The organism is Streptomyces nodosus, from assembly GCF_008704995.1.
In the GTDB taxonomy this organism is placed as follows: Bacteria; Actinomycetota; Actinomycetes; order Streptomycetales; family Streptomycetaceae; genus Streptomyces; species Streptomyces nodosus.
The window spans coordinates 643,710-660,687 of sequence record NZ_CP023747.1 but is presented as its reverse complement, the minus strand read 5'-3'; the positions used below and the strand labels follow the sequence as shown (position 1 = coordinate 660,687).

Annotated in this window: 1 protein-coding gene; it reads left to right on the top strand. The window is 73.9% G+C overall.

The genetic code is table 11. The features are described 5' to 3' along the window. Positions 1-21 precede the first annotated feature (21 nt). On the top strand, positions 22-16,941 hold the full coding sequence (locus CP978_RS03080) for a type I polyketide synthase (RefSeq protein ID WP_052453975.1): 16,920 nt from the start codon (positions 22-24) through the stop codon (positions 16,939-16,941). The last annotated feature ends 37 nt before the right edge of the window (positions 16,942-16,978 follow it).

Sequence of the window (16,978 nt, the reverse complement as noted above, 5' to 3'; positions counted from 1 at the left end):
CGCGAAGTGATGGAGCAGACGATGAACGCCCCCGCTGAGAACGTAGTTGCGGCACTGCGCGCCGCGGTCAAGGAGACCGAGCGGCTGCGACGCCGCAACCGGACGATCGTGGCCGCGGCCCGGGAGCCGATCGCCGTGGTCGGCATGGGCTGCCGCTTCCCCGGCGGCGTCGACTCCCCGCAGGCCCTGTGGGAGATGGTCGCCGGCGGCACCGATGTGATCTCCGAGTTCCCGGACGACCGGGGCTGGGACCTGGAGGCGCTGCGCACCAGCGGCATCGACGACCGGGACACCTCCGTCAGCCAGCGGGGCGGATTCCTGGACTCCATCGCCGACTTCGACCCCGGCTTCTTCGGGATCTCGCCGCGCGAGGCCGTCACCATGGACCCGCAGCAGCGGCTGCTCCTGGAGACGGCCTGGGAGGCGATCGAGCGCGCCCGCATCGACGCCACCCGGCTGCGCGGCACCCGCACCGGCACGTTCATCGGCACCAACGGGCAGGACTACGCCTATCTGCTGGTGCGGTCCCTGGACGACGCCACCGGGGACGTCGGCACCGGCATCGCCGCCAGTGCCGTCTCCGGCCGGCTGTCGTACACCTTCGGCCTGGAGGGGCCGGCGATCACCGTCGACACCGCCTGCTCCTCCTCGCTGGTGGCGCTGCACCTCGCCGTGCAGTCGCTGCGCAACGGCGAGTGCACCCTGGCGCTGGCCGGCGGCGTCAATGTGATGTCGACGCCGGGCTCCCTGGTCGAGTTCAGCCGGCAGGGCGGTCTCGCCGGGGACGGTCGCTGCAAGGCGTTCTCCGACTCCGCGGACGGTACCGGCTGGTCCGAGGGCGCGGCCGTGCTCGCCCTGGAGCGCCTCTCCGACGCCCAGCGCAACGGCCACCCCGTGCTCGCCGTCATCCGCGGCTCCGCCGTCAACCAGGACGGTGCCTCCAACGGCTTCACCGCCCCCAACGGCCCCTCCCAGCAGCGCGTCATCCGGCAGGCCCTCTCCAACGCGGGCCTGAACCCGGCCGATGTCGACGTGGTCGAGGCGCACGGCACCGGCACTCCGCTCGGCGACCCCATCGAGGCCCAGAGCATCCTCGCCACCTACGGCCAGGACCGTGAACAGCCCCTGCTGCTCGGCTCGATCAAGTCGAACATGGGCCACACCCAGGCCGCGTCCGGTGTCGCCGGGATCATGAAGATGATCATGGCGATGCGCAACGAGGTGCTGCCGAAGACCCTGCACGTCGACCGGCCCTCCACCCATGTCGACTGGACGGCGGGCAAGGTCGAGCTGCTCACCGAGAACCGCCCCTGGCCCACCGCGCCCGACCGCCCCCGCCGCTCCGGCGTCTCCTCCTTCGGCGTCAGCGGCACCAACGCCCATGTCATCGTCGAGCAGGCGCCTCAGACTCCCGCCCATCAGCCGGAAGAGGCGCCGGCCGACCCGTCGGACGAGGCACCGGCCGCGCCCCGCACCGCCGGTGTCCTGCCCTGGGTGCTCTCGGCGCGCTCCGCCGCCGCCCTGCGCGAGCAGGCCGCCGCCCTCCTCGCCCATCTGGACGCCCCCGGTGCCCCCGGCGCGCTGGACACCGGGTACTCGCTGGCCACCACCCGCGCGTCCCTGGAGCACAGACTCGCCGTCGTCACCGGCGCGGACGGCACCGCCGGCCGTGAGGCGCTCACCTCCTGGCTGGCGGGGGACCCCGCCCCGGACGCCCACGAGGGCCGGCCCGTCGGCCGCACCCGCAGCGCCTTCCTGTTCTCCGGGCAGGGCGCCCAGCGCCTCGGCATGGGCCGTGAACTGCACGCCCGCTTCCCGGTGTTCGCCGAAGCCCTGGACCAGGTCCTGGATCTGCTCGACGAGGAACTCGACGCGAGCCTCGGCGACATCATCTGGGGCGAGGAGGAAGCCCCGCTGAACGAGACGGGCTTCACCCAGCCCGCCCTGTTCGCGGTCGAGGTCGCCCTCTACCGCCTGGTGGAGTCCTGGGGCGTCACCCCCGACTTCGTCGCCGGCCACTCCATCGGTGAGATCGCGGCGGCGCATGTGGCGGGGGTGTTCTCGCTGGAGGACGCCTGCCGTCTGGTGGCCGCACGTGCCGGGCTGATGCAGGCGCTGCCGAGTGGTGGTGCCATGGTCGCCGTGGAGGCGACCGAGGACGAGGTGCTGCCGCTGCTGACCGAGGGCGTGGCTGTCGCCGCGGTCAACGGCCCGACGTCTGTGGTCGTTTCGGGTGAGGAGAAGGCCACTCTCGCGGTCGCCGAGCAGTTGGCGGCGAAGGGGCGTCGTACCAGCCGTCTGCGGGTGAGCCATGCCTTCCACTCGCCGCTGATGGACCCCATGCTCGACGACTTCCGCGCGGTCGCCGAGACACTCTCCTACGACGAGCCACAGCTCCCGGTCGTCTCCAACCTGACCGGTACCCTCGCCGCCGACGGGCAGTTGACCAGCCCGGAGTACTGGGTGCGTCATGTCCGCGAGGCCGTCCGGTTCGCCGACGGCGTCCGCGCGCTCGCCGAGGCCGGCGCCGACGTCCTGCTCGAACTCGGCCCCGACGGTGTGCTCGCCGCCCTGGCCCAGCAGTCCGCCACCGCCCTCACCGTCCCGTTCCTGCGCAAGGACCGCCCCGAGGAGCACAGCGCCGTCACCGCGCTGGCCCGGCTGCACACGGCCGGTGTCACGGTCGACTGGGCCGCGTTCCACGACGGCACCGGTGCCCGCACCGGCGAACTGCCCACCTACGCCTTCCAGCACGAGCGTTACTGGCCCAAGGCGACCGCGACCGCTGTCGACGCCACCGGTCTCGGCCTCGCCTCCGCCGACCATCCGCTGCTGGGCGCCGCGATGTCGGTGGCCGGTTCCGACGAACTCCTGCTCACCGGCACCCTGTCGCTCGCCACCCACCCCTGGCTCGCCGACCACAGCGTCGACGGCATGGTCGTCTTCCCCGGTACCGGGTTCCTGGAGCTGGCGGTGCGCGCCGCCGACCAGGCCGGCTGCGACCGGGTCCAGGAACTGACCGTCGCCACCCCGCTCGTGCTGCCCGCCACGGGCGCCGTGCAGATGCAGATCTCCGTCGGCGCCGCCGGCGAGGACGGCTCCCGTGAGCTGCGCTTCTTCACCCGGCCCGGTGAGGACTTCGACGCCGAGTGGACCCAGCACGCCACCGGCCGCATCGCCTCCGGCGAGCACGTCCTCGGCTTCGACACCACGGTGTGGCCGCCGCGCGACTCCGAGGCCGTCGACATCGAGGAACTGTTCGACCGCTTCGCCTCCGACGGTCTGGAGTACGGCCCGGTCTTCCGCGGACTGCGCGCCGCCTGGCGCCAGGACGACACGGTCTACGCCGAGGTCGAACTGCCCGACTCCGTCGAGGACGCCGGTGCCTTCGGTCTGCACCCGGCCCTGCTGCACGCCGCCCTGCACGGCACCGCCTTCCTGTCCGACGACAGTGGACTGCTGCCGTTCGCCTGGGAGGGCGTGTCCCTGCACGCGGACGGGGCGAGCACCCTGCGGGTGCGGATCGCCTCCTGCGGCGAGGACACGGTGGAGATCGCGGCGGTCGACCCGGCGGGTCAGCCGGTCCTCTCCGTGGAGTCGCTGACGCTGCGCGCCGCGGACTCGGGAGCCGGCGCCGCGTCGCGCCGTGAGGAGGCCAACTCGCTGTTCCGCGTCGACTGGACGCCTCGTACGGTGGCGGCGCCGGCTGCGCCCGCCACCTGGGCGGTGCTGGGCGAGGACCCGTTCGGCCTGACGGCCGCGCTGGCCGGTGACTCCGAGGCGGTGGCGGGAGTGCATGCTCCGGCCGCGACGCTCGAGGAGCTGGCCGCCCGGTCCGGGGCGGTGCCCGACATGGTCGCCGTGACGGTGCGCGGTGACGCCGATGGGGGACCCGAAGCCGCTCGCGAGCTGACGCGTGAGGTGCTGGCCCTGGTGCAGGGGTGGCTGGCCGAGCCCGCCTTCGCCTCCTCCCGGCTTGTGGTGGTCACCCGGGATGCGGTCGCCGACGGTGAGCGTGGTGCGGTCGATCTGGCCGCCGCTCCTGTGTGGGGTCTGGTGCGTTCCGCCCAGTCCGAGAACCCGGGCCGGCTGCTGCTGGCGGATGTCGACGACACCGCCGACTCGCTCGCCCGACTGCCGCTGCTTGCGGGGCTGTTCGACGCGGAGGAGCCGCAGGCCGTCGTCCGTGAGGGCACGGTCCGGGTCGGCCGGCTCGCCCGGCTGGAGTCCGGTGACTCTTCCGCCCGCGCCCTGGACCCCGAGGGGACCGTCCTGGTCACCGGTGGCACCGGCGGCCTCGCCTCCGCGCTGGCCCGCCACTTGGTCGCCGAGCACGACATCAGGCATCTGCTGCTGACCAGCCGTCGTGGGCCCGACGCCCCGGGTGCCGCCGACCTCGTCCAGGCGCTGGCCGAACTGGGTGCCGAGGCCAGGGTCGCCGCATGTGATGTCGCCGACCGTGAAGCTCTGGCCGCGCTGTTGGCCTCCGTTCCGGCGGAGCACCCGCTGACCGCGGTGGTGCACACGGCGGGTGTCCTGGACGACGGCATCTTCCCCTCGCTCACCCCGGACCGTCTCGACTCGGTCATGCGGCCGAAGGTCGATGCCGCCTGGCATCTGCACGACCTCACCCGCGACCTCGACCTGGCCGCCTTCGTCCTGTACTCCTCGACGGCCGGTGTCATGGGCAGCCCCGGTCAGGCCAACTACGCGGCGGGCAACACCTTCCTGGACGCGCTTGCCGCGCACCGTCAGTCCCTCGGTCTGCCCGCCACCTCCCTCGCCTGGGGAGCCTGGGAACAAGGCGTCGGCATGACCGGCCAGTTGAGCGGTCAGGACGCACGCCGCATCAGCGACGCCGGTGGGATGCCGCTGCTGTCCGTCGAGCGGGGCCTTGCCCTGTACGACGCCGCCATGCTCGCCGACGAGCCGCTGGTGGTGCCGCTCGGTCTGGGCGGCGGTGGCCCGTTGCCCGCCGGTGCCGGCGTCCCCGCGATCCTGCGCGGACTGGTCCGCACCGGTGGACGCCGCGCCCGGGCGGCCACCGCCGCGGTCGCCCGCGCCGGACTGGCCGAGCGGCTGGCCGTCCTGCCCGAGGAGCAGCGTCGGCCGTTCGTCGTGGACCTGGTGCGTGCGGAGGCCGCCGCGGTCCTCGGGCACGGTTCCGCCGACGCCGTGGACTCCCGTCGTGAGTTCCGTGGTCTCGGCTTCGACTCGCTCACCGCGATCGAGCTGCGCAACCGGCTCGGCAAGGCGACCGGTCTCACCCTCCCCGCCACGCTCGTCTTCGACTACCCGACGCCCGAGCAGCTCGCCGACCATCTCCTGGACGAACTCCTCGGCGCCGACGCCATCGAGGTCTTCGCCGCCTCTCAGAGCGCTGCCGATGTGCACGACGATCCCGTGGTCATCGTCGGGATGGGCTGCCGCTTCCCGGGTGGCGTCGGATCGCCCGAGGACCTGTGGGACCTCCTGGCGTCCGGTTCCGACGCCATCACCGGCTTCCCCGCCGATCGCGAGTGGGAATCGTCGAGGCTCGTCGCCGGTGAGGCCGGCGGCGTGTCCGCGCAGGGCGGGTTCCTGAGCGACATCGCCGGCTTCGACGCGGACTTCTTCGGGATCTCGCCGCGCGAGGCCCTGGCCATGGACCCGCAGCAGCGCATCCTGCTCGAGGTCACCTGGGAGGCCATCGAGCGCGCCGGGGTCGACCCGACCGCCCTGCGCGGCAGCCGCACCGGTGTCTTCATGGGCGTCAACGGCCAGGACTACTCCAGCCTGGTCATGGGGTCCCGTGACGACGTCGCGGGCCACGCCACCGCCGGTCTGGCCGTCAGTGTGGTCTCCGGCCGACTCTCCTACGCGCTCGGCCTGGAGGGTCCCGCCCTCTCGGTCGACACGGCCTGTTCCTCCTCCCTGGTGTCGCTGCATCTCGCCGCGCAGGCGCTGCGGTCGGGGGAGTGCAGCATGGCTCTGGTGGGTGGTGTCACCGTGATGACCACCCCCGCCAACTTCGCCGGGTTCTCCCGGATGGGCGGTCTCGCCCAGGACGGACGCTGCAAGGCGTTCTCCGACTCCGCCGACGGCACCGGCTGGTCCGAGGGCGCGGCCGTGCTCGTGGTGGAGCGCCTCTCCGACGCCCGCCGCGCCGGACACCGGGTGCTCGCCGTGGTGCGTGGCTCCGCGGTGAACCAGGACGGTGCCTCCAACGGCCTGACCGCCCCCAACGGCCCCTCCCAGCAGCGGGTCATCCGGCAGGCACTGGCCAACGCCGGTCTGCGTCCCGGCGATGTCGACGCCGTCGAGGCGCATGGCACCGGCACTCCGCTCGGTGACCCGATCGAGGCCCAGGCCCTGCTGGCCACCTATGGCTCCGACCGTGACCCGCAGCAGCCGCTGCTGCTCGGCTCGGTGAAGTCCAACATCGGCCACACCCAGGCCGCCGCCGGTGTCGCCGGGCTCGTCAAGATGGTCATGGCGATGCGCAACGGCGTGCTGCCGCGCACCCTGCACATCACCGAGCCGTCCACGCATGTCGACTGGTCCCTGGGCGCCGTACAGGTGCTCACCGAGGAGACCGCCTGGCCGGAGACGGGCCGGGTCCGCAGGGCCGGTGTGTCCTCCTTCGGCATCAGCGGCACCAACGCCCATGTCATCCTCGAGGGCGCCCCCGACGAGCCGGTGCCCGCGCCTGTCGCCGACCGGCCCGTGCCCGGCGCCGTCGCCTGGCCCGTCTCGGCGAAGTCCGAGGGCGCGCTCGACGACCAGGCGGAGCGGCTGCGGGAGTCCGCCGACGCGCTGCCCGCGCTCGACACCGCCTACACCCTGGCCACCGGCCGAGCCGACTTCGAGCACCGGGCGGTCCTGCTCGCAGCCGACGGCACCCTCACCGAGGTCGCCCGGGGCGTCGCCGAACCGCACCGCAGTGCCTTCCTGTTCTCCGGTCAGGGCGCCCAGCGCCTCGGCATGGGGCGTGAACTGCACGCCCGTTTCCCGGTGTTCGCCGAGGCCTTCGACTCCGTCACCGCCCTGCTGGAGAGCGAACTCGACACCTCCGTCCGTGAGGTGATGTGGGGCACCGACGAAGGCGCCCTGAACGCCACCGCGTTCACCCAGCCCGCCCTGTTCGCGGTCGAGGTCGCCCTCTACCGTCTGGTGGAGTCCTGGGGAGTGACCCCCGACTTCGTGGCCGGTCACTCGGTCGGTGAGATCGCGGCGGCGCATGTGGCGGGGGTGTTCTCGCTGGAGGACGCCTGCCGGCTGGTGGCCGCGCGTGCGGGGCTGATGCAGGCGTTGCCGAGTGGTGGTGCCATGGTCGCGGTGGAGGCGACCGAGGACGAGGTGCTGCCGCTGCTGACCGAGGGCGTGGCTGTGGCCGCGGTCAACGGCCCGACGTCTGTGGTCGTTTCGGGTGAGGAGCAGGCCACCCTGGCGGTCGCCGAGCAGCTTGCCGCGCAGGGCCGCCGCACCAGCCGTCTGCGGGTGAGTCATGCCTTCCACTCGCCCTTGATGGACCCGATGCTGGAGGACTTCCGGGCGGTCGCGGAGACGCTCTCGTACCACGAGCCGCGGATCCCGGTCGTGTCCAACCTGACCGGTGAGGTCGCCGCTGCGGGCGTACACACCCACCCCGACTACTGGGTGCGTCATGTCCGTGAGGCCGTGCGGTTCGCCGACGGTGTCCGCGGGCTGGCCGACCGGGGCGTGACCGCCTTGCTGGAGATCGGCCCCGACGGAGTGCTCTCCGCGCTCGCCGCCGCCTCCCTGACCGACACCGACACCGTCGTCGTGCCGGCGCTGCGCAAGGACCGCGACGAGACCGTGTCCGTCCTCAGCGGTGTCGCCCGGCTGTACGTCGCCGGGGTCGACGTCGACTGGTCGGCCCCGCTGTCCGGCGCCGGCGCCCGCATCGCCGACGTGCCCACCTACGCCTTCCAGCACGAGCGTTACTGGCCCAAGGCGGCCCCCGCCGCCCTGGACGCCACCGGCCTCGGTCTGGCCTCGGCCGACCACCCGCTGCTCGGTGCCGCCATGTCGGTGGCGGGCTCCGACGAACTCCTGCTGACCGGCTCCCTGTCGGCCGCCACCCATCCCTGGCTGGCCGACCATGTCGTCGGCGGCATGATCTTCTTCCCCGGTACCGGGTTCCTGGAGCTGGCGGTGCGCGCCGCGGACCAGGCCGGCTGTGACCGGGTCGAGGAACTGATGATCGCCGCGCCGCTGGTGCTGCCCGCTACGGGCGCGGTCCAGGTGCAGATCTCCGTGGGCGCCGCCGACGAGGAGGGCTCTCGCGAGCTGCGTTTCTTCACCCGGCCCGGTGAGGACTTCGACGCCGAATGGACCCAGCACGCCACCGGCCGCATCGGCTCGGGTGAGCAGGTCATCGATTTCGACGCCACGGTGTGGCCGCCGCGCGACGCCGAGGCGATCGACATCGACGGCATGTTCGAGCGCTATGCCGCGGACGGTCTGGAGTACGGCCCGGTCTTCCGTGGACTGCGTGCCGTCTGGCGTCAGGACGACACGGTCTACGCCGAGGTCGCGCTGCCCGAGTCGGTCGAGGACGCCGACGCCTTCGGTCTGCACCCGGCGCTCTTCGACGCCGCCCTGCACTCCACGGTCTTCCTGTCCGCCGAGGGCGACACCCGCAGTCTGCTGCCGTTCGCCTGGGAGGGCGTGTCCCTGCACGCGGACGGGGCGAGCACCCTGCGGGTGCGGATCGCCTCCTGCGGCGAGGACACGGTCCAGATCGCCGCGGTCGACCCGGGCGGTCAGCCCGTGGTCTCCGTGGAGTCGCTGACGCTGCGTGCCGCGGGCCCGGGCGACGCTGCCGAGCCGCGCCGTGACGACTCCAACTCCCTGCTCCGGGTCGACTGGACCGCCCGTACGCTCGGGGCGCCTGCCGCCCCTGCCACCTGGGCGGTGCTGGGCGAGGACCCGTTCGGCCTGACGGCCGCGCTGGCCGGTGACTCCGAGGCGGTGGCGGGAGTGCATGCTCCGGCCGCGACGATCGAGGAGCTGGCCGCCCGGTCGGGGGCCGTGCCCGACATGGTCGCCGTGACGGTGCGGGGCGACGCCGACGCGGGACCCGACGACGCTCATGAGCTGGCCCACGAGGTGCTGGCCCTGGTGCAGGGGTGGCTGGCCGAGCCCGCCTTCGCCTCCTCCCGGCTTGTGGTGGTCACCCGGAACGCGGTTGCCGACGGTGAGCGTGGTGCGGTCGATCTGGCGGCCGCTCCTGTGTGGGGTCTGGTGCGTTCCGCCCAGTCCGAGAACCCGGGCCGGCTGCTGCTGGCGGATGTCGACGACACCGCCGACTCGCTCGCCCGACTGCCGCTGCTTGCGGGGCTGTTCGACGCGGAGGAGCCGCAGGCCGTCGTCCGTGAGGGCACGGTCCGGGTCGGCCGGCTCGCCCGGCTGGAGTCCGGCACCTCCCTCGTTCCGCCGGCCGGGACGCCGTGGCGGTTGGGCTGCCGCGCCAAGGGCAGCCTCGACGGTCTCGCCCTGCTGCCGTACCCGGAGGCGGTGACACCGCTCACCGGCCGCGAGGTGCGCATCGGTATCCGTGCCGCGGGCCTCAACTTCCGCGATGTCCTCAACGCGCTCGGCATGTATCCCGGTGAGGCGGGCCTGTTCGGCTCCGAGGGCGCGGGCGTAGTCAGCGAGGTCGGCCCGGATGTCACCGGGCTCGCCCCCGGCGACCGGGTCATGGGCATGGTGTTCGGCGGTTTCGGCCCGCTGGGCGTCGCCGACGAGCGTCTGCTGACCCGGGTTCCCGACGACTGGTCCTGGGAGACCGCGTCGTCCGTGCCGCTGGTGTTCCTCACCGCTTACCACGCGCTGAAGGACCTCGCCGGGCTGCGGCCGGGGGAGAAGATACTGATCCACGCCGGCGCCGGTGGTGTCGGCATGGCGGCCATCCAGATCGCCCACCATCTCGGTGCGGAGGTCTTCGCGACGGCCAGCGAGGGCAAGTGGGACGTACTGCGCTCCCTCGGGGTCGCCGACGACCACATCGCCTCCTCGCGCACCCTCGACTTTGAGACGGCGTTCACCGAGGTCGCGGGGGACAAGGGCCTCGATGTCGTCCTGAACGCGCTGGCCGGGGAGTTCGTCGACGCGTCGATGCGGCTGCTCGGCACGGGCGGCCGGTTCCTGGAGATGGGCAAGACCGACATCCGGGACTCCGACGCCGCGTCGGACGGCATCACCTACCGGTTCTTCGACCTGGGCATGGTCGACCCCGACCACATCCAGCAGATGCTGCTCGACCTGGTCGACCTCTTCGAGCGGGACGTACTGTCCCCGCTGCCGGTCCGTGCCTGGGACGTCCGCCGATCCCGTGAGGCCTTCCGCTTCATGAGCATGGCCAAGCACATCGGCAAGATCGTGCTGACCATGCCCCGGGCCATGGACCCCGAGGGCACCGTCCTGGTCACCGGCGGTACCGGTGGCCTCGCCTCCGCGCTGGCCCGCCACTTGGTCGCCGAGCACGGCATCAAGCACCTGCTGCTGACCAGCCGCCGCGGACCCGATGCCCCCGGCGCCGCCGACCTCGTCCAGGCACTGGCCGAACTGGGTGCCGAGGCCAGGGTCGCCGCGTGTGATGTCGCCGACCGTGATGCCCTGGCCGGGCTGCTCGCCTCCGTTCCGGCCGAGCGCCCGCTGACCGCGGTGGTGCACACGGCGGGTGTCCTGGACGACGGCATCCTCGCCTCCCTCACCCCCGATCGCCTCGACACCGTCATGCGGCCGAAGGTCGATGCCGCCTGGCATCTGCACGACCTCACCCGCGATCTCGACCTGGCCGCCTTCGTCCTCTACTCCTCGACCTCCGGCGTCTTCGGCAGCCCGGGTCAGGCCAACTACGCGGCGGGCAACACCTTCCTGGACGCCCTCGCCGCGCACCGTCAGTCGCTCGGCCTGCCCGCCACCTCCCTCGCCTGGAACGCCTGGGAGCAGGGCAGCGGCATGACGAGCGGACTGAGCGACGAGGACATGCGCCGCATCAACGACAACAGCGGCATGCCGCTGCTGTCCGTCGAGCGGGGCCTTGCCCTGTACGACGCGGCCACCCTCGCCGACGAACCGCTGGTGGTGCCGCTGGGCCTCGGCGGTGGCGGCTCGCTGCCGCCCGGCATGAGCGTCCCCGCGATCCTGCGCGGACTGGTCCGCACCGGCGGACGCCGGGCCAAGGCCGGCGCCGCCGCGGTCGCCCGCGCCGGACTCGCCGAGCGGCTGGCCGTCCTGCCCGAGGAGCAGCGCCTGCCGTTCGTGGTCGACCTGGTACGGGCCGAGGCCGCCACGGTGCTCGGGCACGGTTCCGCCGACGCCGTCGACGCCCGCCGTGAGTTCCGTGGCCTGGGCTTCGACTCGCTCACCGCGATCGAGCTGCGCAACCGGCTCGGCAAGGCCTCAGGACTCACCCTGACCGCCACCCTGGTCTTCGACTACCCGACGCCCCAGCAGCTCGCCGAGCACCTCCTGGACGAACTGCTCGGCGCCGACGCCGCGGAGGCCTTCGCCGCCCCCCAGACCGCCGCCGCCGCGTCCGACGACGACCCCGTGGTCATCGTCGGGATGGGCTGCCGCTTCCCGGGCGGCGTGGGATCGCCCGAGGAACTGTGGGACCTGGTGGCCTCCGGCACCGACGCCATCACCGGCTTCCCCGCCGACCGGGAGTGGGAGTCGTCGACCATCGGCGGCGAGCCGGGCGACCTGTCCGGGCAGGGCGGATTCCTCAGCGACATCGCTGACTTCGACGCCGACTTCTTCGGCATCGCACCGCGCGAGGCCCTCGCCATGGACCCGCAGCAGCGCATCCTGCTCGAAGTCACCTGGGAGGCCGTGGAGCGCGCCGGACTGGACCCGACCGCCCTGCGCGGCAGCCGTACCGGTGTCTTCATGGGCGTCAGCGGCCAGGACTACTCCGGTCTGGTCATGCGCTCCCGCGACGACATCGCCAGCCACGCCACCACCGGCCTCGCCGTGAGCGTGGTCTCCGGCCGCCTCTCCTACACGCTCGGCCTGGAGGGCCCCGCCCTCTCGGTCGACACCGCCTGCTCCTCCTCCCTGGTCTCGCTGCACCTCGCCGCGCAGGCACTGCGATCGGGGGAGTGCACCATGGCGCTCGCCGGTGGTGTCACCGTGATGACCACCCCGGCCAACTTCACCGGGTTCTCCAAGATGGGCGGTCTCGCCCACGACGGACGCTGCAAGGCGTTCTCCGACTCCGCCGACGGCACCGGCTGGTCCGAGGGCGCGGCGGTACTCGTCCTGGAGCGCCTCTCCGACGCCCGCCGCGCCGGACACCGGGTGCTCGCCGTGGTGCGTGGCTCCGCGGTGAACCAGGACGGTGCCTCCAACGGCCTGACCGCCCCCAACGGCCCCTCCCAGCAGCGGGTCATCCGGCAGGCACTGGCCAACGCCGGTCTGCGTCCCGGCGATGTCGACGCCGTCGAGGCACATGGCACCGGCACCCCGCTCGGTGACCCGATCGAGGCCCAGGCCCTGATCGCCACCTACGGCTCCGACCGTGACCCGCAGCAGCCGCTGCTGCTCGGCTCGGTGAAGTCCAACATCGGCCACACCCAGTCCGCGGCCGGCGCCGCCGGACTCGTCAAGATGGTCATGGCGATGCACCAGGGCACGCTCCCGCGCACCCTGCACGTCACCGAGCCGTCCACGCACGTCGACTGGTCCCTGGGCGCCGTCCGGCTGCTCACCGAGGAGACCGCCTGGCCGGAGACCGGCCGGGTCCGCAGGGCCGGTGTGTCCTCCTTCGGCATCAGCGGCACCAACGCCCATGTCATCCTCGAGGGCGCCCCCGAGCCCACCGCGGACGACCGCTCCGCCGAGGACACCGTGACGCCCGCCGTCACCCCGTGGGTCGTCTCGGCCCGCTCCGAGCAGGCGCTCGACGCCCAGCTGGAGCGGCTGCGCGCCCATGCCGCCGCGCACCCGGAGCTGTCCGGCGCCGACATCGGTCTGTCCCTGGTGACGAGCCGGCCCTCCTTCGAGCACCGGGCCGTCCTGCTGGCGGGCCCCGACGGCATCACCGAGGCCGCGCGCGCCGAGGCCGGCACCGCCCGCACACCGGCGTTCCTGTTCTCCGGTCAGGGCGCCCAGCGCCTCGGCATGGGCCGTGAACTGCACGCCCGTTTCCCGGTGTTCGCCGAGGTCTTCGACTCCGTCACCGCCCTGCTGGAGAGCGAACTCGGCACCTCCGTCCGTGAGGTGATGTGGGGCACCGACGAAGCCGCCCTGAACTCCACCGCGTTCACCCAGCCCGCCCTCTTCGCGGTCGAGGTCGCCCTCTACCGCCTGGTGGAGTCCTGGGGAGTGACCCCCGACTTCGTCGCCGGTCACTCGGTCGGTGAGATCGCGGCCGCGCATGTGGCGGGGGTGTTCTCGCTGGAGGACGCCTGCCGGCTGGTCGCCGCCCGCGCCCGGCTCATGGACGCGCTGCCCCGGGGCGGCGCCATGGCCGCCGTCGAGGCCACCGAGGACGAGGTGCTGCCGCTGCTCGACGACGGGGTCGCCGTCGCCGCCGTCAACGGCCCCACCTCCGTCGTCGTCTCCGGCCCCGAGGACGGCGTCGACCAGCTGGTCGCCCTCCTGGAGTCGGACGGCCGCCGCACCACCCGGCTGCGCGTCAGCCACGCGTTCCACTCGTCGCTGATGGACCCGATGCTGGAGGACTTCCGGGCGGTCGCGGAGACGCTCTCGTACCACGAGCCGCGGATCCCGGTCGTGTCCAATCTGACCGGTGAGGTCGCCTCCGCGGGCACCCACACCCACCCCGACTACTGGGTGCGCCACGTCCGTGAGGCGGTGCGCTTCGCCGACGGTGTCCGCGCGCTCGCCGACCGGGGTGTGACCGCCTTCCTGGAGATCGGCCCCGACGGAGTGCTCTCCGCGCTCGCCGCCGCCTCCCTGCCCGACACCGGCACCGTCGTCGTGCCGGCGCTGCGCAAGGACCGCGACGAGACCGTGTCCGTCCTCACCGCCCTGGCCCGGCTGCACACCGCGGGCCTGGACACCGACTGGAGCGCCCACTTCGCCGGCACCGGCGCCCGCACCGTCGAACTGCCCACCTACGCCTTCCAGGGCACCCGCTTCTGGCCCGACACCACCGCCGCTCCCGGCGACGCGGGCGGACTGGGCCTGGACGCCGGAGGGCACCCGCTGCTCACCGCCGCCACATCGGTCGCCGGCTCGGACGAGACGCTGCTCAGCGGGCGCCTGTCCGCCGCCGCACAGCCCTGGCTCACCGGCCGCACGGAGAACGGCACCACCATCCTGCCCACCGCGGTCCTCGCCGAACTCGCGCTGCACGCCGCCGAGGCCTGCGACCGCACCACCGTCGAGAACCTCACCGTCGGCGCACCCCTGGCGCTCACCGGGAACCGCCCCCAGCGCCTCCAGGTACTGGTGGGCGTCCCCGACGAGACCGGCCGGCGCACCCTCACCGTGCACACCCGCGCCGACGGCGACGACGCCCCCTGGGTCGAGCGGGCCACCGCCATGCTCACCGACGCGCCCGCCGCCGCCACGCCCGACACCGTATGGCCGCCCGCCGACGCCACCCCGGTCGACGAGCTGCCCGAACCCACCGGCCCGTCCGTGCTGCGCGCCGCCTGGCGGCGCGGCGGGGACGTCTTCGCCGAGGTCGAGATCACCGAACAGAGCCCGGCCGAGCAGGCGTTCGCCCTGCACCCGGCGCTCCTGGACACCGCGGTCCGCGCCGCCGTCCTCCTCGAAGGAGACGGGGGCGGATCCGGAGACGACACCCTCGACGCCGTCGCCTGGGACGGGCTCGTCCTGCACGCCGCGCACCCCGTCCTCCTGCGGGTACGGCTCACCGCCACCGGCGACGACACCTGGGCGCTGGAGGCGACCGACCCACAGGGCGGCCCGGTGCTCTCGGTGGCCTCGGTCACCCTGGGCGCCACCGTCGCCGCACCCGTCACCGGCGCCCCCGCCACGGACGACGCCGCGCTGCTCGCCCTGGACTGGGTCGCGCCCGCCCCGGCCCCGCGCTCCGGCGACAGCGGCCCCTGGACGGTGCTCGGCGACGCGCTGCCCGGCCTGGACACCGCGCTCGCCGCGGTGGACAACGTCCTCGTCACCCGCGCGGACTCGCTCGCCGAACTGCTGGACAGCGGGGCACCCCTGCCGTCGCTGATGCTGCTGCCGGTCGAGGGCGGCCCCACCGCGGGGCACGACCTGCCCGCCGCGGTCCGCGCCGCCACCACGAGGGTGCTGGACCTGCTGCGCCGCTGGACCTCCGACCCCCGCACCGCGGACTCCCGCCTCGCGATCGTCACCCGTGGCGCCGTCGCGGCCGGCCGGGAGGACGTGACCGATCTGGCGGCCGCAGCCGTCTGGGGCCTGGTCCGCTCCGCCCAGTCCGAGAACCCGGGGTGCTTCCTGCTCCTCGACCTCGACCCGGCCGACGCGGCCGAGGCGACCGACGCCGCCGTCCTGGCCTCGCTGCCCGCCCTGTTCGACGCGGGCGAGACCCAGGCCGCCGTCCGCGGCGGCGCGCTCACCGTCGCCCGCCTCACCCGCACCGAGGCCACGCCCGCCCCGGCCGCCGACCAGGTCCGTGCCTGGGACCGCGACGGCACCGTACTGATCACCGGCGGCACCGGAGGCCTCGGCGCCGTACTCGCCCGCCACCTGGTCACCGGCCACGGCATCAAGCACCTGCTGCTGGCCGGCCGCCGCGGACCCGACGCACCCGGGGCCACCGCCCTGAGCAAGGAACTCTCCGCGCTCGGCGCCGAGGTCACCGTACGGGCCTGCGACGTCTCCGACCGGTCCGCCGTCGACGCGCTGCTCGCCGGGCTGCCGGCCGAGCACCCGCTGACCGCGGTCGTGCACACGGCGGGCGTCCTCGACGACGCCACGATCGGCACCCTCACCGCCGAACAGCTCGACACCGTGCTGCGGCCCAAGGCGGACGCCGCCTGGCATCTGCACCAGGCGACCCGGGCCCTGCCGCTCGCCGGATTCGTCCTGTACTCCTCCGTGGCCGGCGTCACCGGCGGCCCCGGACAGGGCAACTACGCTGCCGCCAACACGTTCCTCGACGCGCTCGCCGCGCACCGTGCGGCCCAGGGCCTGCCCGCCCTGTCGCTCGCCTGGGGACCGTGGGGCCAGGGCGCCGGCATGACCGGCACGCTCAGCGACGCCGACCTCGAGCGCATGGAACGCTCCGGGATGCCGCCGCTCACCGAACGACAGGGCCTCGCCCTGTTCGACGCGGCGAACGGCCACGACGAGGCGCTGGCCGTGGCGATCCGGGTCTCCCGGTCCGCCGCGGCCCCCGACGCCGGCGAGGTGCCCGCGGTGCTGCGCTCCCTGGTCCGCGCCCGGCGTCGCGCGGCGGCCACGGCCGGCGCCGACGGGCTCACCCGCCGACTGGCCGGCCTCGGCGCCGAGCAGCGGCACGAAACCCTCGTCGGCCTGGTCCGCCAGGAGACGGCCGGGGTGCTCGGTCACTCCGGGGCCGACGCGGTCCCCGCCGACCGGGACTTCAGCCGGCTGGGCTTCGACTCGCTGATGGCGGTCGAACTGCGCACCCGGCTCTCCGCGGCCACCGGTGTGCGGCTGCCGTCCACGCTGGTCTTCGACCACCCGACGCCCGCCGCCGTCGCCCGGCACCTGGCCGACTCCCTGACGGGCCAGGACCGCAGCGGCACCGCCGCATCCCCGCTGGCGGCGCTCGACCGGCTGGAGGCGGAACTGTCCGCCGACGGCGTGGACGAGGCCGTCCGCCGCGGGGTCGAGGGCCGGCTGCGGCGGCTGCTGGCCGCCTGGGACGGCACCGGCTCGGACGGGAACGGACCGGCCGTCGAGGAGCGGATCGAGGCGGCGAGCGCCGAGGAGATCTTCGCCTTCATCGACAACGAACTCGGCCGGTCGTCGGATTCCTGACCCGGGCCCACCCCAACTACGTGCGAAACATCTGAGG

Coding starts and splice junctions, on each gene's coding strand:
- CP978_RS03080 (WP_052453975.1), top strand. CDS start 22: ATGAACGCCCCCGCTGAGAACGTAGTTGCGGCACTGCGCGCCGCGGTC.